The sequence below is a fragment of the Rhodococcus sp. 05-339-2 genome (assembly GCF_002258965.1).
Taxonomy (GTDB): Bacteria; Actinomycetota; Actinomycetes; order Mycobacteriales; family Mycobacteriaceae; genus Rhodococcoides.
The window spans coordinates 373,059-391,388 of sequence record NZ_NOYW01000008.1 but is presented as its reverse complement, the minus strand read 5'-3'; the positions used below and the strand labels follow the sequence as shown (position 1 = coordinate 391,388).

20 protein-coding genes and 4 tRNA genes are annotated in these 18,330 nt (G+C 64.6%); 4 read left to right on the top strand and 20 right to left on the bottom strand.

From position 1 onward, the window contains the following. A complete protein-coding gene (locus CH273_RS08210) occupies positions 1–1,239 on the bottom strand; it encodes an SDR family oxidoreductase (protein ID WP_032393949.1) in 1,239 nt (412 codons plus the stop codon). A 236-nt stretch (positions 1,240–1,475) separates the two neighbouring features. Here CH273_RS08210 and CH273_RS08205 point away from each other — a divergent pair, with 236 nt between their 5' ends. Beyond that, positions 1,476–3,422 (top strand): CocE/NonD family hydrolase, encoded by a 1,947-nt coding sequence (locus CH273_RS08205; protein ID WP_032393948.1) that lies wholly within the window; start codon positions 1,476–1,478, stop codon positions 3,420–3,422. A gap of 10 nt (positions 3,423–3,432) precedes the next feature. Continuing rightward, positions 3,433–4,338: an alpha/beta fold hydrolase gene (locus CH273_RS08200; protein ID WP_032393947.1), complete on the top strand. Its 906-nt coding sequence runs from the start codon at positions 3,433–3,435 to the stop codon at positions 4,336–4,338. Positions 4,339–4,414: 76 nt separating this feature from the next. Here the strand turns inward: CH273_RS08200 and rplA are convergent, their stop codons facing one another. From rplA to CH273_RS08145, 11 genes are all read right to left on the bottom strand, one after another. Continuing rightward, a complete protein-coding gene (gene rplA, locus CH273_RS08195; protein WP_027498276.1) occupies positions 4,415–5,134 on the bottom strand; it encodes a 50S ribosomal protein L1 in 720 nt (239 codons plus the stop codon). An 81-nt stretch (positions 5,135–5,215) separates the two neighbouring features. Next, positions 5,216–5,650 carry a 50S ribosomal protein L11 gene (gene rplK / locus CH273_RS08190; protein ID WP_008713829.1) on the bottom strand — a complete coding sequence of 145 codons (435 nt, stop codon included), beginning with the start codon at positions 5,648–5,650 and terminating at the stop codon, positions 5,216–5,218. A gap of 64 nt (positions 5,651–5,714) precedes the next feature. Continuing rightward, positions 5,715–6,539 carry a transcription termination/antitermination protein NusG gene (gene nusG / locus CH273_RS08185; RefSeq protein WP_032393946.1) on the bottom strand — a complete coding sequence of 275 codons (825 nt, stop codon included), beginning with the start codon at positions 6,537–6,539 and terminating at the stop codon, positions 5,715–5,717. A 65-nt stretch (positions 6,540–6,604) separates the two neighbouring features. After that, positions 6,605–7,081 (bottom strand): preprotein translocase subunit SecE, encoded by a 477-nt coding sequence (gene secE, locus CH273_RS08180; protein WP_032394185.1) that lies wholly within the window; start codon positions 7,079–7,081, stop codon positions 6,605–6,607. A 30-nt stretch (positions 7,082–7,111) separates the two neighbouring features. Further along, positions 7,112–7,184, bottom strand: a tRNA-Trp gene (locus CH273_RS08175). A gap of 187 nt (positions 7,185–7,371) precedes the next feature. Continuing rightward, positions 7,372–7,797, bottom strand: a complete 426-nt coding sequence (gene hadB / locus CH273_RS08170) for a (3R)-hydroxyacyl-ACP dehydratase subunit HadB (RefSeq protein WP_032393945.1) — start codon at positions 7,795–7,797, stop codon at positions 7,372–7,374. After that, positions 7,784–8,296: a (3R)-hydroxyacyl-ACP dehydratase subunit HadA gene (gene hadA, locus CH273_RS08165; RefSeq protein ID WP_045199004.1), complete on the bottom strand. Its 513-nt coding sequence runs from the start codon at positions 8,294–8,296 to the stop codon at positions 7,784–7,786. The genes hadB and hadA overlap by 14 nt, the downstream gene beginning before the upstream one ends. Before the next feature lie 141 nt (positions 8,297–8,437). Then, on the bottom strand, positions 8,438–8,605 hold the full coding sequence (gene rpmG, locus CH273_RS08160; RefSeq protein WP_027498281.1) for a 50S ribosomal protein L33: 168 nt from the start codon (positions 8,603–8,605) through the stop codon (positions 8,438–8,440). Between the two features lie 81 nt (positions 8,606–8,686). After that, positions 8,687–8,759: transfer RNA gene (locus CH273_RS08155), tRNA-Met, on the bottom strand. A 62-nt stretch (positions 8,760–8,821) separates the two neighbouring features. Then, a tRNA-Thr gene (locus tag CH273_RS08150) sits at positions 8,822–8,894 on the bottom strand. A 149-nt stretch (positions 8,895–9,043) separates the two neighbouring features. After that, a tRNA-Tyr gene (locus CH273_RS08145) sits at positions 9,044–9,126 on the bottom strand. Between the two features lie 174 nt (positions 9,127–9,300). Here CH273_RS08145 and CH273_RS08140 point away from each other — a divergent pair. After that, on the top strand, positions 9,301–9,801 hold the full coding sequence (locus CH273_RS08140; protein WP_032393943.1) for a YajQ family cyclic di-GMP-binding protein: 501 nt from the start codon (positions 9,301–9,303) through the stop codon (positions 9,799–9,801). A gap of 80 nt (positions 9,802–9,881) precedes the next feature. On the opposite strand, the gene htpX is transcribed toward CH273_RS08140, so the two are convergent. The 8 genes from htpX to CH273_RS08100 form a co-directional block, all read right to left on the bottom strand. Beyond that, complete coding sequence (htpX, locus tag CH273_RS08135) at positions 9,882–10,751, bottom strand: zinc metalloprotease HtpX (RefSeq protein ID WP_032393942.1); 870 nt, start codon at positions 10,749–10,751, stop codon at positions 9,882–9,884. A gap of 73 nt (positions 10,752–10,824) precedes the next feature. Then, positions 10,825–11,844: a polyprenyl synthetase family protein gene (locus CH273_RS08130; protein ID WP_032393941.1), complete on the bottom strand. Its 1,020-nt coding sequence runs from the start codon at positions 11,842–11,844 to the stop codon at positions 10,825–10,827. Positions 11,845–11,970: 126 nt separating this feature from the next. Then, positions 11,971–12,828 (bottom strand): MurR/RpiR family transcriptional regulator, encoded by an 858-nt coding sequence (locus tag CH273_RS08125; RefSeq protein ID WP_032393940.1) that lies wholly within the window; start codon positions 12,826–12,828, stop codon positions 11,971–11,973. 7 nt (positions 12,829–12,835) lie between these two features. Beyond that, complete coding sequence (gene phnE / locus CH273_RS08120; protein ID WP_032393939.1) at positions 12,836–13,672, bottom strand: phosphonate ABC transporter, permease protein PhnE; 837 nt, start codon at positions 13,670–13,672, stop codon at positions 12,836–12,838. After that, positions 13,669–14,463, bottom strand: a complete 795-nt coding sequence (gene phnE / locus CH273_RS08115; RefSeq protein ID WP_032393938.1) for a phosphonate ABC transporter, permease protein PhnE — start codon at positions 14,461–14,463, stop codon at positions 13,669–13,671. The genes phnE (CH273_RS08120) and phnE (CH273_RS08115) overlap by 4 nt, the downstream gene beginning before the upstream one ends. Beyond that, positions 14,460–15,248 carry a phosphonate ABC transporter ATP-binding protein gene (gene phnC, locus CH273_RS08110; protein WP_032393937.1) on the bottom strand — a complete coding sequence of 263 codons (789 nt, stop codon included), beginning with the start codon at positions 15,246–15,248 and terminating at the stop codon, positions 14,460–14,462. Before phnC ends, phnE (CH273_RS08115) begins: the two co-directional genes overlap by 4 nt. 4 nt (positions 15,249–15,252) lie before the next feature. Then, positions 15,253–16,266, bottom strand: a complete 1,014-nt coding sequence (gene phnD / locus CH273_RS08105; protein ID WP_032393936.1) for a phosphate/phosphite/phosphonate ABC transporter substrate-binding protein — start codon at positions 16,264–16,266, stop codon at positions 15,253–15,255. Then, positions 16,263–16,949 (bottom strand): HAD family hydrolase, encoded by a 687-nt coding sequence (locus CH273_RS08100; RefSeq protein ID WP_052049248.1) that lies wholly within the window; start codon positions 16,947–16,949, stop codon positions 16,263–16,265. The genes phnD and CH273_RS08100 overlap by 4 nt, the downstream gene beginning before the upstream one ends. A 128-nt stretch (positions 16,950–17,077) precedes the next feature. On the opposite strand from CH273_RS08100, the gene CH273_RS08095 reads away from it, so the two are divergent. Further along, positions 17,078–18,325, top strand: coding sequence for a geranylgeranyl reductase family protein (locus CH273_RS08095; RefSeq protein ID WP_032393935.1), 1,248 nt, complete (start codon positions 17,078–17,080; stop codon positions 18,323–18,325). Positions 18,326–18,330 lie beyond the last annotated feature (5 nt).

Genomic DNA, 18,330 nt, shown 5'->3' with positions numbered 1-18,330 from the left:
TCAGTTGACGGCGGCGGGCGTGAGCGTCTTGAGCTGTGCTTTCTCGAAGTAGAGCTCGAAGAGGCGACGGTGATCGCACCACGAGATGTCGTGGTCGACCGGCAGGATGGCCTCGGGCTTGTGCACCAGGCGCATGAGCTTGTCGATGTTGTCGGCCAGCATCGTCTCGGCGAACCGAGGTGAGATGCGTACGCTGACGCGCTCCTTGAACTCGTCCCAGCTCACCAGATCGAGCCCCAACAGTTCGGCATAGAGATCGTGACCGTAGCCGGTGGGATTGCTCGGCAACAGCCTCGTCAGAGGATGACCGCGCAGCGAGTTGCTCGCCATCACGTCACACATCACGTCGACGGGGACGTAGTTCATGCCAGGGCCGTCCCAGATGGCACCGGCAGCGATCGCCAGTTCGATGATCCGCCAGAAACTGTAGACCCGGCCAGGATCACGCCCGAGTTCGGTGCTGCCGAGGATGTAGGGGGCTTCGCACAGGGTGACGGAGTAGGTGTCCGACATCGACAGCCAGCCCAGCAGCGTTGCGTTGACCCACTTCATCTGCGCGTATCCGGAGTACCACCACGAATCGGGACGACGGAAGTCCTCGGGCTTCTGGTACAGGTGGGCACCGATACTTCCCACGTACGTCAGGTGCTTACGGGTGGAGGTGATGCTGAATTCGAGGATGCGCAGCACGCTGACGAACCAGTCGTCGCGCAGCTCGGCGTAGCTCTCGGTGTAGTCGGTCGAACTGGCGCAGTTGAAGATCTGCCCCACTCCGGCAGCCAGGTCGTAGTAGGCGGCCTTGTCCAGACCGAACCGGAACTTCGTCGGCGTGCCCTCGACGATGCGGATCTTGCCGGCGTCCACCACGATCTCGTACTGATCGAACGTGCGCTGCAGACGCTCGAGGCCCGTCTCTTCCTCGGTGGAACGAACCATCGCGTAGACGACCTCGACGGCGGAATCACGAGTGAGGCGGCCGATCAGGTGAGCACCGAGAAAGCCGTTGGCTCCGAACACGAGTGCGGTATCGGTGCGCGGCGCTGCCATGTCTGCCACCCGTCTGCGAGTGTCCTCGTCGACGAACGGTCGCAGCGCCGTCGGATCGCCGTTGCTCAGAGCAACGACGTCGGCGTACTTCCCGGCGAACCGTAGCCCCGGGCATTCGTTGGTGATCAAAGCGTCTGCGTGCGGCCAGATCGGACGCAACGATCCGTCTCCGAACAGTGCTTCTACGTGCATTCGTGCTCCCCTGCAACGGTCGGTGTCCCACATCACTCGGACGGGCAGACGTTAGCAATGACGGAGCCGGACAACCGGATGACCGAGAAAGTCTGGTATAGCCCACAGTGACGCTCAACTGCCGTTGAGAGGATTCCCAACAAGACACAGAAAGTCGGCGTTCCGATTGGTACGCGTTACGACCGAAACGCGTTATGCAGGACAAGATGGGTCGTTCGAAGGTCTAATCGGTCTTCATGACTGCCGTAGAGCCACACCCCCTCCTGCAACCCGTACGCGATCCGAGCGGCGGGGACGCTGCGGCTGCATGGGCGGCGATCGTGCGCGAGGAGCCGCGCTACCCGAGAGTGTCGGTCGCGGCGAACGTCCGCATTCCGATGAGCGACGGAACTGTGCTGCGCGCATACGTCTTTCGCCCCGCGGACGCGTCGGGACGGGCGGTGGAGGGCGCGTTTCCCACCGTCCTGAACCTCACGCCCTACAACAAGCTGCTGATCAAGGGCATCGACACCATCCTCGAGACCCCGGTTCTGGGTCGTGCGATCCGAGCTTTCTCGTCCGCGTTCGACCTGACCGGAACCAGGTTCGACGGCATCACCGAGCTCACCCGGGTGGTAGCGGGCGGGGCGGCCGATCTGCTCTCGGTCAACCGTCATCTCGTGCGCAGCGGGTACGTGCAGATGATCGTCGACGTCCGCGGCACCGGAAGTTCCTCGGGCACCTGGGACGTGCTCGGCCGCCGGGAACAGCTCGACTCGCTCGAGGTGATCGAATGGGCCCGACGCAGGCAGTGGTGCAACGGCAGGATCGGGATGGCCGGAATCTCGTACTCCGCCATCAACGCCCTGCAGGCCGCAGCCAAGCAGCCTGCCGGCCTCGACGCGGTGTTCGCGGTCGAGGGGTCGGTGGACATCGTGCGCGAGATCTTCGCCACCGGAGGTGCCACCTCGGCGTTCATTCCGCTGTGGCTCGCGGCCGTCAACGGGCTCAAATGGGCACCTGCGATCGGCGGAATCGACCCGCTCGCATGGCTCCGCGATCGCGCTCGATCCCCGGCCACGAATCTGCTCGACCTGGCCAAAGGCTTTGTCGCGGGCGGAGATCCGCGAATCTACGACAACGAGTACTACGACACCATCGATGCCGTCATCGAAGACATCGCGGCACCGACATTTCTGTACGGCTGCTGGCACGACATCTTCGGCGGGTCCGCACCCGACATCTACAACCGCCTCCCTCTCGAACGCGGATACAAGCAGCTGCTCGTCGGCGACGGATACCACGGCAACCCGGGAATCGGGTTCGGCGAGCCGGGCTTTCCACCTCGCCTGGACGTACTCGAACGCGCTTGGTTCGACAAGTGGCTGCGCGACGTCGACAACGGAATCGAGAACTACGGCCCCGTCACCCTGCGTCAGCAGGGCGGCAATTGGACTGCGCACGGGCGCTTTCCGGCTCCCCAGGCGCAACCGCGCCGGCTCTACCTGTCGGCAGCGGCATCGGGCACCGCGCCCCACGCCGTCGCCGACGGCAGCCTCACCGGCCGGCCGACCGCCGAGTCCGATGTCCTGACGGTGCGCCCCTCGCTGCGAGCCGTCGTATCTCGGGACACCACACAGGTTCTCGCCGGTGTGACGGCAGTCCTGGGCGGCGGCTTCACCTACGACAATCGATTCGCCGAGGGCGGCGCAGTCACCTTCACCACCGCGCCTGCCGAGTCGGACACCGTGCTGTCCGGCCCCATGAATCTGCATGTGCGCGTCGTCTGCCATGCGCCGGAAGCGATGTGGGCCGTCATGGTCTGCGATGTCTCCCCGAGCGGCCGGTCGATCGTGTTGAGCAACGGTGCCCTGCTCGCCTCACGCCGTGCCGTCGACGACGAACGCTCACTGTTCGCCCCGAACGGCGATTACACCCGCCCGTACCATCCGCTCACCGAGGCAGCGCTGCTCCCGGTGCCCGTCGGCCGACCCATCGAACTCGACATCGACATCCTCACCACCGAAGCCGTCATCGCATCCGGCCACCGACTCCGCGTGAGCGTATTCGCCACCGACACACCGCGGTTCATCCCGATTCTGCCGGATCTGGTGCGTACGCGACTGCGCCGACAGGACATCGACATCGACCCGGACGATCCGAGCTACCTGGTGGTGCCGGTACTCGGCGAGCCAGGCTGGTAGGAACGAGACCATGAGAATCGAACAAGGTGTCGCGCCGACGAACTCCGTCGAGATCGCATACGAGGACATGGGGTCGACCGACGATCCAGCAGTGCTGCTCATCATGGGCCTGTCCGCGCAATTGACGTTGTGGCCCATGGACTTCTGCACCCGTCTCGTCGACGCCGGCTACCGGGTGATCCGCATCGACAACCGCGATATCGGGTTGTCCACCAAGATGACCGGGCAGAAGGTACGAGGTTCCCAGATCCTTCGGCTGATCCGGCACGAGTTCGGGATGTCCTCGGACGTGCCGTACACGATCACGGACATGGCGGCCGACGCCGTCGGCGTGCTGGACCATCTCGACATCGACTCGGCGCACGTCGTCGGTGCCTCCATGGGCGGAATGATCACCCAGGTCTTCGCCGGAAGTTATCCCGACCGAACGAAGTCTGTGGGCATCCTCTTCTCGAGCACCAACGAGCCGTTCCTGCCGCCACCAGACCCGCGCGCGCTGCTGCCGCTCATCGGCGGCGTCGGGAAGGACGCCACCAAGGACGAGATCATCGCGCACTCGGCCAAGACGCTCGCCGCGATCGGCTCCCCCGGCTACCGCACTCCGCCCGAAGAGCAGCTCGAGATCGCCCAGGTGATGTACGAGCGGAACTACAACCCGTCCGGTGTCGTCCGGCAGATGGCAGCCATCACCGGCACCGGCAGTCTGCGGCCGTACGCGAAGAAGATCACCGCACCCACCACGGTCATCCACGGCACCGCGGACAAACTGGTGCGACCGTCGGGCGGCAAGGCCATCGCCCGTGCCGTCCCCGGGGCCGAATTGACGCTGATCGACGGCATGGCCCACGACCTGCCCGCAGCACTGCTGGACCGCATCGCCGGGATCATCCTGGCCAATTTCGCGCGAGCTGCGTAGCACCACGGACTCATCACGCAACGAAGGCCGGCACCCGATGAATCGGTGCCGGCCTTCGTGATGATGCTGAACTGATTTACGCGTTCGCGTCGTCCTCGAGGAGGTTGCGCGTGCGGTTCGGATCGACCTGGACGCCGGGTCCGGTGGTGGTCGAGACGGTGACCTTCTTGACGTAACGACCCTTGGCCGACGACGGCTTCGCACGCAGGATCTCATCCAGCGCTGCGCCGTAGTTCTCCACCAGCTTGGTCTCGTCGAACGAGGCCTTGCCGATGACGAAGTGCAGGTTGGCCTGCTTGTCGACGCGGAAGTTGATCTTGCCGCCCTTGATGTCGTTGACGGCCTTGGTCACATCGTTGGTGACCGTGCCCGTCTTCGGGTTCGGCATCAGGCCACGCGGTCCGAGGACACGGGCGATACGGCCGACCTTGGCCATCTGATCCGGGGTGGCGATCGCGGCGTCGAAGTCCAGGAATCCGCCCTGGATGCGCTCGATCAGATCTTCTGCGCCGACGACGTCGGCTCCTGCTGCCTCGGCCTCTGCAGCCTTCTCACCAGCGGCGAAAACAATAACCCGAGCGGTCTTGCCGGTGCCGTGGGGAAGGTTGACGGTGCCGCGCACCATCTGGTCGGCCTTGCGAGGGTCGACGCCGAGACGCACTGCGACCTCGACGGTGGGGTCGAACTTGCTCGACGCGGTCTCCTTGGCCAGCTTCGCGGCTTCGAGAGGCGAGTAGAGGTTGTCCTGGTCGATCTTTGCGGCCTGCTCGAGGTAGGCCTTGCTGCGCTTTGCCATGTCTTACTGTCCTTCGTTCGAGTTCAGTGTGGTTGACGAGCCTGGCCGGCTCTCCCACGTGTCCTGCTTGACGGCTGAGAATCAGCCTTCGACGGTGATGCCCATCGAGCGAGCAGTGCCGGCGATGATCTTCGCGGCCTGATCGATGTCGTTGGCGTTGAGGTCTTCCTGCTTGGTCTTGGCGATCTCGCGCACCTGATCCATGGTCACCTTGGCGACCTTGGTCTTGTGCGGCTCGCCGGAGCCCTTCGCCACGCCTGCGGCCTTGAGCAGCAGCTTGGCAGCGGGGGGAGTCTTCAGCTTGAAGTCGAACGTGCGGTCTTCGTAGACCGAGATCTCGACCGGCACGACGTTGCCGCGCTGCGACTCGGTCGCGGCGTTGTACGCCTTGCAGAACTCCATGATGTTGACGCCGTGCTGGCCCAGCGCGGGGCCGACGGGCGGTGCCGGGTTGGCGGCACCGGCCTGGATCTGAAGCTTGATGATCCCGGCTAGCTTCTTCTTCTTCGGGGGCATTTCTTTTTCCTTGTATTCGCTCGGGTTTCTTGCGGTTGCTACTGCAAGTCTGTGTGCTCGGCTACTAGATCTTGGAGACCTGCGTGAAGCCGAGCTCGACCGGTGTCTCACGGCCGAAGATCGATACCAGCACCTTGAGCTTCTGCTGCTCGGCGTTGACCTCGCTGATGCTGGCGGGGAGGGTGGCGAACGGGCCGTCCATGACGGTGACCGACTCGCCGACCTCGAAGTCGACCTCGATGGCCGGCTTCGACGTGGTGTCGCCGCCCTGATCGACTGCGCCTGCGGTCGCTTTCGCGTCCTTCTTGGCACCTTCCTGCGGCATCAGGAACTTGACGACCTCGTTGATGGTCAACGGTGACGGCCGCGAGGTGGCGCCCACGAAGCCGGTGACGCCCGGGGTGTTGCGGACCGCTCCCCAGGACTCGTCGTTGAGCTCCATGCGAACGAGGATGTAGCCGGGCAGAACCTTGCGGTTGACCTGCTTGCGCTGACCGTTCTTGATCTCGGTGACCTCTTCGGTGGGAACTTCCACCTGGAAGATGTAGTCACCGACGTCGAGGTTCTGCACGCGGGTCTCGAGGTTCGCCTTGACCTTGTTCTCGTATCCGGCGTACGAGTGGATGACGTACCAGTCACCGGGAGCGCGGCGCAGAGCCGCCTTCATCTCGGCAACGGGATCCTCGGGCTCGGCTGTCACATCTGCGTCGGCAGTCTCGCCGTCTTCGGCGGGGACGTCCTCACCGGCGGCAGCGGCGACATCGGCCTTGATTGCTTCGTCGGTCTCGCGGTCCTGAGCGGCCTGCTCCGCTTCGAGGCCCTGCTTGGTCGCCTCGACATCGGCGTCGAATGCGGCCACTTCGGTGGCGTCGTTGTGCGGCGTGCTCACGTCAGCACCCTTTCTCTAGTTTCCTGCTCGGTTCGATCGTCGATGGGTCACGCAGCTGCGATCGGTCAGCCGAACAGCCAGCCGACGCCCTGGATGAAGAGCACGTCGAGGCCACTGATGTACGCGACCATGAACGTCAGGAAGACGAGCACGACGGTGGTGTAGGTGACCATCTGCTTCTTGTTCGGCCAGATGACCTTGCGAAGCTCGGCGACGACCTCACGGAAGAACTGCAACAGACGCAGAAACACGTTCGGCCGCTTGTCGGCTTTGACGTTGCCCGATCGCGTCCTACCGGTCTTGACCTTCGCCGGCGCGGTGGACGCGGCCGGAGCCTTGGACATCGACACGCCCGCAGCGCTGCCGCGGGACCTGCTGGTCGATCGCTTGCCGGTGGGCACCACAGCGTCTGCAGCGGATTCACCGGCAGTGGTATCAGCATCGGAAGGACGGCCCTCGGAGCCAGGTGCGACGTCGTCTGAAGCCGAAGAGTTCTCGAACTCCTCCGATCGACCGTCGCGCTTACCGCGCTCCTCGCTCACGTCGTTCCTCTCAGTTGCTGACACCTTGGGCAGGGGCGACAGGACTTGAACCTGCAACCTACGGTTTTGGAGACCGTTGCTCTACCAATTGAGCTACGCCCCTTCGGCCGAAACTTCTCGGCCGCTCTGGTGTCCATTCGGCCGGTCACCGTCCGCACTACCTCTGGAAGAGGACGCGGGCAGCGCAGAGCGCCGAATTACCCCAGAAATCTCAGTGTACTGCACACCCTTCGGAACAGATAAATCCCGTCGTCCCGGCCGTGAACGAGCTCGACCGGACCGACCCGTGCTCAGGCCAAGCGCACCGTTGCGGTGGCTCGCCCGAAGATCTTCTTGCCGGCAGACTTCGCGACGATGGCGACGGTCGCGGTTCGCGTCTCGGCGTCGGTGGCCTTGATCTTGCCGGTGAACTCCACCGACGCAGGCGAATCGACCGGGACGAGCACCGCACTGGTGAAGCGCACGTTGTACTCGGTGACCGCACCCGGGTCGCCGAGCCACGAGGTGACGAAACCGGCACCGAGACCCATCGTCAACATCCCGTGAGCGATGACGTCGTCCAATCCGGCCAATTCGACGACTTCGTCGCTCCAGTGGATCGGGTTGGGATCGCCGGACACGCCCGCATAGTTCACCAGGTCACCACGGGTGAGCGAAACGACGCGCTCGGGAAGCTCGTCGCCGACCGACACGTCGTCGAAGTTACGAAGCGCCATGCCTGATCACTTCCTTCACCGCATGGGCGATGTTCTCGTCGATCTCACCGCCGGTACGCGCCACGATGGTCGTCCAGGTCGTCTGAACGAGATCGCCGTTCTGATCGGTGATGATGTTCTTGGTGGTCATGATGTCGCTGCCGCTCATCTGCCGGAACGACTCGAGATACACGTCGCAGAAGATTCGATCGCCCACCTGGAGCGGGCGATGGAATTCCAACCTCTGATCGGTCTGCAGAATCTGACTCGGGTCGTATCCCGTGATGACCTCTTGCAACATCCGGGTCTGCGACATGATTCCGAGCAGCGAAACGAAGGTCAAGGGCGCGATGAGACCGTCGTAGCCGAGGCCCTTCGCTGCGTCCTCGTCGTGATGCGCGGGATGAAAATCCTGGACGGCACGCGCATACTCACGAACCTTCTCGCGGCCGACCTCGTAGAAGTCGTCGACGCGGAAATGAGAACCGACCATGGACGCCGCGTGAGCGGACGCATCCATGGCCGGGACGTCGTGCTGAGCTTGTGACACGGAAAGACAACCTTTTCTACCCTGGACGCAAGAGCCGTTAGGGGGAGAAGTGTGTCCTAACGCCGGGCGCCGACTGGTGAACGGATCTGCGAACCAGCGAGCCGAGCGGAACTAGCGAGATTCGCGGTGAGCCCGATGCGTGCCGCAGTTGGAGCAGAACTTCTTCAGCTCGATGCGGTCGGGATCGTTCCGACGGTTCTTCTTCGTGATGTAGTTGCGGTGCTTGCAAACCTCGCAGGCCAAGGTGATCTTGGGCCGCACATCGGTGGAGGAGGCCACTGGACGCCTACTTTCGGGTAAATCTGATCAGGGTCAATCAGGACTGTTCATGAGTGCTACGGGTCGTGCTTGCCTACTGTGTAGCGGTGACCGGACTTGAACCGGCGACGCAACGATTATGAGTCGTTTGCTCTACCAACTGAGCTACACCGCCTCAGGTGCTCACCGTCCACCATCCCACGTGGGGAACGCGACGTCGAGCCATCCAATCCAGCGAGCCCCCTAACGGAATCGAACCGTTGACCTTTTCCTTACCATGGAAACGCTCTACCGACTGAGCTAAGGGGGCGAGCAACTACGCATGTTGCCGTGCGCTGAAGCCTTCAAGAGGTTACACATTCGGAGCGCCCAGTACCAAATTGCGTGGTCAGCGAGCCCAACATGTCCCTCTTCACATGGAAACCCCAGCGAGGAAAATCCTCGCCGGGGTTCCAGGTGTGGCAGATGTAGGATTCGAACCTACGTAGGCATAAGCCGACGGATTTACAGTCCGCTCCCATTGGCCGCTCGGGCAATCTGCCGTGATGCGATCGAAGCCCGTACTGCTCTTCGGCGCGGTGAGAAGAATACAACGAACGTCCCCCCGGAACGCAAACCGGGTGGATACGGTCGGTAGCGGGCCGATAAAGTCCCTGCGGGATGTGGACCGACACCACCGCCAAACAAAATTTCGATTCGACTGGAGAGTGTGAGAAGTGGCTGATTCGTCCTTCGACGTAGTGAGCAAGGTCGACCGACAGGAAGTGGACAACGCTCTCGGACAGGCCGCGAAGGAGCTGGCGACCCGCTTCGACTTCCGAGGATCGGACACCAGCATCGAATGGTCCGGCAGCGGCGAGTCCGAGACCATCGTGATCACCTCCGAATCCGAGGAGAAGGTCAAGGCCGCCCTCGACGTGTTCAAGGAGAAGCTCATCCGACGCGATGTCTCCCTCAAGGCGTTCGAAACCAACGATCCGGCCGCGTCCGGCAAGGTCTACAAGGTCACCGGCAAGCTCGTGCAGGGCATCACCACCGAGAACGCCAAGAAGATCACCAAGAAGATCCGTGACGACGGCCCCAAGGGCGTAAAGGCCCAGATCCAGGGCGACGAACTGCGCGTGAGCAGCAAGAAGCGCGACGACCTGCAAGCCATCCAGCAGCTGCTCAAGAACGAGGACTTCGGAATCGCGCTGCAGTTCGTCAACTACCGCTAGTGCGGCTTCGCCGCACGTGAGCGGAAATTCGTAGCAGGCTACGAATTTCTGCTCACATGGGTCGTTCCCCCCAGGCTCCGTCAGTACGGCCGGTGGCCTGCCATCCGCTCGAGTCGCTCGATGCGGTCGGCCATCGGCGGGTGGGTGGCGAACAGTCGACCCGCCTTGTCGCCGATGCGGAACGGATTGGCGATCATCAGATGCGACTCGGCTGCCAATCGTGGCTCCGGCGGCAACGGTGCCAACTGCACGCCCCGCTCGAGTTTGCGGAGCGCCGAGGCCAGTGCCAGCGGATCTCCGGTCAGCTCGGCCCCCGACTGATCTGCCTGATACTCACGCGAGCGAGAGACCGCGAGCCGTACCAGGGTGGCCGCAATGGGCCCCAGCATCGACACCAGCAGCAGCGCGATCGGGTTCGCGCCTCCGTTGCCGCGTCCGCCGAATACGTTGGCGAAGAAGGCCAGGTTGGCCAGGCCCGAAATGACGGCAGCCATCGCCCCGGCCACCGACGAGATCAGAATGTCGCGGTTGTAGACGTGCGAGAGCTCGTGACCGAGCACCGCTCGTAGTTCACGCTCGTCGAGGATGCGCAGAATGCCCTCGGTGCAGCACACCGCGGCGTTGCGCGGATTGCGTCCGGTGGCGAACGCGTTGGGGTTGTTGGTGGGGCTGACGTACAGCGCAGGCATCGGCTGATGAGCCGTCGTCGCCAACTCACGCACGATCCGATAAATCGCCGGTTGCTCGAGTTCGCTCACCGGCACCGCGTGCATCGATCGCAGGGCCATCTTCGCACTGTTGAAGTACGCGTAACCGTTGACGCCAACCGCCAGGACGATCGAGCCGATCAGAATGGTCGCGTTACCGAACAGCGAGCCGATGAAGACGATGAGCGCCGACATCCCGACCAGCAGGCCGAATGTCTTTGCGCCGTTCGCGTAACCGTTCATGTCCGAAGTGCCTCCTCGTACCGGGTGCTACTACCCGATCAACGAAAACACCCCGACCGGCAGTTCCCGGTCGTCAGCCCACGCGTTCGACGGTGTAATCCACCAACCGGCCGAGCGCATCGTTGGCCGGTCCCTGCGGCAGCAGTGCGAGTTCTGCGTGTGCCCGAGCGGCGTATTCGCCGAGTGTCCTCTTGGCCGAGATCATTCCCGGTGACCGCTGCAGCAGCTCGAGAGCCTCGGTGACCAGAGCGTCCTCGGTGACCGGACCGGCGAGGATCTCGCGCAGTCGATCGCCGTCGGCACCGTCCTCGCGCAGCGCGAAGAGCACCGGCAGAGTGTGTACGCCTTCCCGCAGGTCGGTGCCGGGAGTCTTGCCGGACTGCTCGGTGGCCGAGGAGATGTCGATGATGTCGTCGGAGATCTGGAAGGCGGTACCGACCGCGTCCCCGAGGCGCTCGAGTCGTCCCACGTGCTCGGCATCTCCGCCGCTGAAGGTTCCGCCGAAGCGTCCACACGATGCGATGAGCGAACCGGTCTTCTCCCACACGACCTTCAGATAGTGCGCGACGGGATCGTCGGTGCTCTTGGCTCCGATGGTCTCGCGCATCTGACCGGTGACGAGTTCTGCGAAGGTCTCGGCGATGATGCGCACGGCGTCGGGTCCGAGGGTGGACACCAGACGAGACGCGTGCGCGAACAGGTAGTCGCCCGCGAGGATCGCCACACTGTTACCCCAGCGTGAGTTCGCGCTCTCGGCACCTCGACGCATCGACGCCTCGTCCATGACGTCGTCGTGATAGAGCGTCGCCAGGTGGACCAGTTCGACGACCGTGGCCGCGGTGACGATCGCCGGATCGGTCGGCGACGGTCCCAGCTGGCCGGTGAGCACGGTGAACAGCGGCCGGAATCGTTTTCCGCCGGCCTTGGCCAGGTGCAACGCCGCCTCGGTGAGAAACTCCTCACCGTCGGAGAGCTCACTGATCATCAGCTCTTCGACGCGTGCGAGGCCGTCGGCGACGGATCGCGCGAGCTCCGGGTCACCCAGGTCGACTCCGGCAACGACCGTTGCTACGGCAGCGTCGTCTGTACTCACGATGTTGGTCCCTGTCCTGTCGTCGACATGCCGGCAGCAGCGACTTCAGCGCCGCTGCTCGCCTTCTACCGTAGTGAACCTAGCGTGCACACCGGTGCGACGGTGTCACCGACCACAGGTGACGCTTCACTCACCGAGGTTGCCGGAGATGACTTCCAGCGTCGCGGCCATCGCTGCCGACGCTCTGTCACCCAAGGCGTCGGTCAGAGCGGCCATCAGACCTTCGAGCAGGATCACGTGCGGAATCCGGCTGGTAACGGCGAGTTCGCGCTGGAAGCTGAGGTCGCGCATGCCCACCACCAGTGCGATGTCCGACGCGGCCGCCAGGGTCGAGCGAGCAAAGGACGTCACCGAGACCACGGTGGCTCCTCGATCCCGAGCGGCCTGAGCGGCCTTGGTCGATGCACTCGTGGCACCCGATCCGCTGATGATCAGGGCCACATCGCGATCGGTGAGAAGCCGGACGGCGACCTGCTGCGCGATCGAGTCGGTCGGTGCGTGCGAGCGCAGGCCGACCGAACGCATCCTGGCATCGGTATCGGCGGCCAACGCGGCCGAGAGTCCGTTGCCGATGACCACGACGGCCTCGGCACCGGCGAGCGCAGCCACCGCGCGAGTGACATCCTCTGTGGTCAACAGTGCCGTCATCGCCGCGATGGAATCTCCGACGTGGGCGAAGGTCTCCGTCACGATCGCGAACGGACCGTCCGCCGACCGCTCCTGCGCAGGCAACGCCCGGGCCGCATCGCGCGCGAGCAAGACTCGCAGCTGCTGATAACCGCCGAAGCCGAGACTCTGACAGGTACGCACCACCGACGCCCGTGACGCCCCGGCCGCGTCGGCGACCTGCTGCGAGGACATCTCGACGATGTCGGCGGGACGTCGGAGAAACACCTCGGCGACGGCCCGCTCGGCCGGCAGCAACGACGGAATGATCGATCGGATGTGCGGCACGACTCCACCGGGCGCGAGATCCATGCTCATATCTTGCTCATACTTTTCTCTGCCATCCCCAGCTCCCGTCGATGATGCGTCGACGCACCTGACCGGAGACCTGGTCGATGAGCACGGTGATGACCACGACGACGATCAGCAGCATGCCGACCGCACCCCACTGGCGGTACTGCACGTTGTCCACCAACATGCTGCCGATGCCGCCTGCACCGATCAGACCGAGGATGGCCGACGCGCGGACGTTGATCTCGAAGCGATAGAGCCAGAAGGCGAACACCTCGGGTGCGACGTCGGTCCACAGTCCCCACCGCACGATCTGGGCCGTCGAGCCGCCTGCCGCTCGGGCCGCTTCTATCGGACCTTTCTCCGCGCCTTCGATGGCCTCGTAGCCCCACTTGCCGAGGGTGCCGATCGAGCCGATGGCGATGGCGAGTGCGCCGGTGAACGCGGTGAGCCCGGTGACGGACAAAATGAGGATGGCGATGACGACCTCGGGGACTGCACGAATGACGGCGAACACGATGCGCAGCGGCCATCGCAGCCAGAGCGGCCCGATGTTCGCGGCTGCGAGGAAGCTCAGCGGAAACGACACGACGATGCCGAGCACCGTTCCGAACCAGGCCATCTGCACCGATTCGATGGTGGCCGAGACGGCCTTGCCGAGTGCGGACACGTCCGGTGGTGCGAACATCAGGCCGGCGTAGCGCACCAGGTTCTGTGGCAGGTCGAGCAATCTGTCCCAGCGAATCTCGATGCCGTACAACGACAGTGCGAACAGTGCGAGGATGCCCACCCACACGGCGGTCCGCAGGGGGTTGCGTGGTTTGCGCGGCCGGGCCGGAGTGGCACGGGTGGTGCGGTCGACGACAGTCATCCGACCAACTTTCGACGGGCCCAGGACGAGAGCAGTTCCAATGCCAGGACGATGACGAGAATCTCGAGGATGATGAGGCTGAGCTGGTGATACTTGTAGAAGGTCCGAACATTGTCGATGAGCATGCCGAGTCCGCCTGCACCGACGAGTCCGATCACCGCCGAGGCGCGTACGTTCAGTTCCAGCGTGTAGAGGCTCTGCGATACGAAGGCCGGAAAGATCTGCGGCGCAACGGCACTGCGGTCCGCGGCGATCCAGGAGCCACCCGCCGCGAGAGCGGCTTCCTGCGGACCGCGATCGACCGAGTCCAACGCCTCGGAGACGAGCTTGACGATGATGCCGACGTTGAACACGATCAGCGCCAGAATTCCCGACAGCGCCCCGGTGCCGACCACCGCGACCAACACCGCCGCGTACAACAGATCCGGCACTGCGCGAACGACATTCATGATTCCGCGCACGACCGTCAGGAGCGGCCGATTCGGGTTGGTCACGCGTGAGGCCGCGAAGCTCACCGGGAACGAGATCGCGGCACCGATGGCGGTCGCGATGACGGCCATCTGCAGGGTCTCGAGGATGGCGTCGACGGTCTCGGGGAAGAACCAGTAGTCCGGCTGCATCAATTGGATCAGCTTGCCGGTGGCGTTGCCCCAGTTGTCGATGATGTCACCCAGGTCGGCACCGACACCGACGCCCGCCCAAACGGTGATCAGTCCGATGACGGCAAGTGTCACAACGGTTTTCCATGCCGAACGCGGCTTCACCGGCCGAGTGGAAACGGAAGCGCTCACAGCTCTGCCTTGGCTTCCAGCACGTCCTCGGCGGTCAGCGAGCGGCCGTAGATGCTCTCGAACACCGATTCGTCGGCGTCGCGGCCATGGCCGTCGAACACCACCTTGCCGTCGCGCAACCCGATCAGCCGGTCGCCGTAGCGGCGGGCGAGATCGAGGAAGTGCAGGTTGACCACCACGGTGATGCCGAGTTCTGCGTTGATGCGCTGCAGGTCTCGCATGACGACGTGCGACGTCGGCGGATCGAGCGAGGCCACCGGTTCGTCCGCGAGGATCACTCGCGGTTGCTGTGCCAGTGCCCGGGCGATGGCGACCCGTTGCTGCTGACCGCCGGAGAGGGACGACGCCTTCGCGTAGGCCTTGCCGACTATCTCGACTCGCTCGAGCGCCTGCATGCCCAGTTCGGTGTCTTCCGCGGACCAGGCACCGAGCAGCGTTCGCCACATCGGTGAGCTGTGCAGCCGGCCCATCATCACGTTGTTCAGCACGCTGGTGCGCTTGGCGAGGTTGAAGCCCTGGAAGATCATTCCGACGTCTCCGCGCAGATCGCGTAACCCTCTGCTGCTCAGATTGTTCACGGCGCGATCACCGACGGTCACGGTGCCGGAGGTGACCGGAACGAGGCCGTTGATGGTGCGGATCAACGTGGACTTCCCTGCCCCGGACAAGCCGACGACGGCAACCATCTGACCCGCCGGAATATCGAGAGTCACTCCGTCGAGCGCGGTGTGGCCGCCCGCGTAGGTGACCGAGACGTTGTCGAATGCGATGCCGTCGCCGCTCATTCGATCAGTTCCCCAGGCCGATGGAGTCCGCCTCGGTCTGCGCCTGCTGCAGCGCTGCGGGGTCCGCCTTGTCGAGACCGGTGATCTGGTAGATCGCCGTCAGGGCCTCGACGCCCTCGGGGGTGGACGCGTAGTCCTCCATCGCGTCCGAGATACGCTGCTGCAGATCAGGGCTCAGCGAACTGCTGATCGAGACGCCGTCGTTGGGGATCTCGTTGGTCAGTGCGAACACCACCAGGTTCTTCGCCACATCGGGGGTGTCGGCGACGACGGTCTCGCGGGCGTCCCAGAACGACACGCCCACTTCGTCGTCGCCGTTGTTCACCGACAGCACTGCCGCCGGGTGCGAGGTGACCTGGGTCAGGTCCAGATCGGTGGTGGAGTCGATACCGGCCTCTTTCAATGCGGCGGAGGGGAACACGAATCCGGCCGATGACGCGGACTGCAACATGACGGTCTTGGCACCGTTCATCTTGCTCAGCGAGTCCAATCCGGCCGGACCCGTGCCGCTTTCGGTTCCGTTGCAGTACAGCAGGCCGTTGGCTCCGGTGACGGGAGCGTCGTCGCAGTACTTGTCGGGGTTGTTGGTGTAGAACTGCGCGGCGTAGGTGGTCTTGCCCTTGCGCACGGTCTGCAGAGCCGGCTCGGCCCCGTACTTGTTGCAGGCCTGCACCATCTGCAGCGGCGGCAGCATGCCGATCTGGGCTTGGTTGGCACCGATGGCCTCCACCGCTGCCTGGTAGTCCTGTGTGATGACGCCTCGGACCGGGATGCCGAGGCGCTCGGTGAGCGCGTCCTGCAGCGGCTTGACGGTTTCGACGAGCTTGTTGGCGTCGCCCGAGGGGACGAGTGCCAGCGTCAGCTCCGACGGGTCGGCTGCATCTGCCGAGCTGGACCCGGTACAGGGCGACGCAGCGGAGGATTCGGTGGTGGACTCGTCGCGGGCTCCGCATCCGGCGAGCGAGGCGGTGAGCAGTCCGGTGGCAACCACCGCGAGCAAGGGAGTGCGGATTCTCATGACTGTCCTTCGTGGGTGAGTGCGAATGCTGCTGGATCGGTCGACCATTCGAGAAGTTCGTCGTACAACGCCGGAAACGACGAGGCGGAGAACGTCGCTTCAGGGCGGGGGTGACCGTGGCGGTCGATGTAAGCGGTGACGGCACCGCGCCGATGCGGTGCGTCGAGGTCGTTGCGCCAGATGTCGCCGACACTGGCCAACAGATGGGGTGATCGCGCACCCAGTAACGAGTCCACCAGCGCGGGCATCTTCTCGGGCTTGCCTGCATCGGTGACGACATGATCGACAGCCGCGGTCAGACCGAGCCGGTCGAGGGTTTCGATCACGCCGCGCCGCGGGGCATTGGTGGCCACAACCACGTCGGCGCGGACGCGATCGAGAAAATCCGCGAGCCCGGCCGGTGCCCACACCTCGAGCTCACCTGCGGCGAGGCGCTCGCGGGACTGCGCGTATGCGGCGGCGAGAACGGCAGCGTCCACTCCCACCGACAGCTGCTGGACGGCGGAGTAGCCGTCGAGGTACTCCCCCGCGCCGCGGTCCAGGAAAGCCGTCAACCCGGCACGGAGAGTTGCGGCGGAGATGCGGTCGAGAGATTCGGCCACTGCGTCGGCGTAGGCCCAGACCGGGTCGTCACCGAGGCAGACGGTGCCGTCGAAGTCGAGAAGGAGGATCGGTTGGTGCACGTGAGAGACGCTAGACCCGCCATGAACGATCCGTCCATAGATTCTGAATCTATGAAACAAGCGTTCACACGGCGTTAACCGGAGCCCCTTCACGGCACCGAGTCGCTCCGGTCGGGATACTGGAACTCGTGAGCACCCCCCACCCCGTCCCACCCACCGCGACCGACGTTCTGGTCGTGGGCGCGGGCCCCGCAGGATCGTCCGCTGCGGCATGGGCCGCGCGATCCGGCCGCGACGTCGTCCTGGCCGACGCGGCAGTCTTTCCCCGCGACAAGACGTGCGGTGACGGGTTGACGCCACGTGCCGTCGCCGAGCTCGATCAGTTGGGTCTGGGCGAGTGGGCGCGCGGCAAGGCGCGCAACCGGGGACTGCGCCTGAGCGGATTCGGCCAGGAACTACAACTCGAGTGGCCGAGCAGATCGCTGCCGACCATCGGAAGTGCCGTCCCCAGAACCGAATTGGACGACAGGATTCGCGTCGCCGCGGTCGAATCCGGGGCCGTCATGGCCGAGGGAGCCAAGGCTGTCGCCGTCACCCGCGACGGCAATTCGGTCCGTTCGGTGACCCTGCAGACAGCCACCGGAGCCCACGAGATCTCCTGTCGCACACTCATCGTCGCCGACGGTGTCCGTTCCACTCTGGGCAAGCAACTCGGGCGACAGTGGCATCGCGACACCGCATTCGGCGTCGCGGCTCGCGCCTACATCGACTCGGGCCGCAGCGACGACGAATGGATCAGCTCACACCTCGAATTACGCGACGCCGCAGGCACTCTGCAGCCCGGTTACGGCTGGGTCTTCCCGCTGAACGACGGGACCATCAACATCGGCGTCGGCACCTTGGCCACCGCCAAGCGGCCTGCACCCGGAGCGCTGCGCCCGCTCCTCGACCTCTACACCCACCAGCGTCGCGGCGAATGGGACCTCGGCGGGGAACTGCGCTCGGTGGCGTCGGCGCTACTGCCGATGGGCGGAGCGGTCTCCGGCATCGCAGGCACCAACTGGGCCATCATCGGTGACGCCGCAGCCTGTGTGAACCCACTCAACGGCGAGGGCATCGACTACGGACTCGAAGGCGGCCGCATGGTCGTCGACCTGCTCGATCACCCCGACCTCACCGACGCGTGGCCGAGCCTGCTGCGCGAGCACTACGGGCAGGCCTTCTCCATCGCCCGACGCCTCGCCGGACTGTTGACCGTGCCGAGATTCCTACCGGCTGCGGGACCGGTGGGCATGCGCTCGCGGGCGCTGATGAAAGTTGCAGTCCGCTGCATGGGCAACCTCATCACCGAGGCCGACAGCGACCTCGTCGCGCGCACGTGGCGGGCATCGGGAAGCGGATCGTTGAAAGTCGATTCCCGGCCGCCGTTCTCGTGAACCGC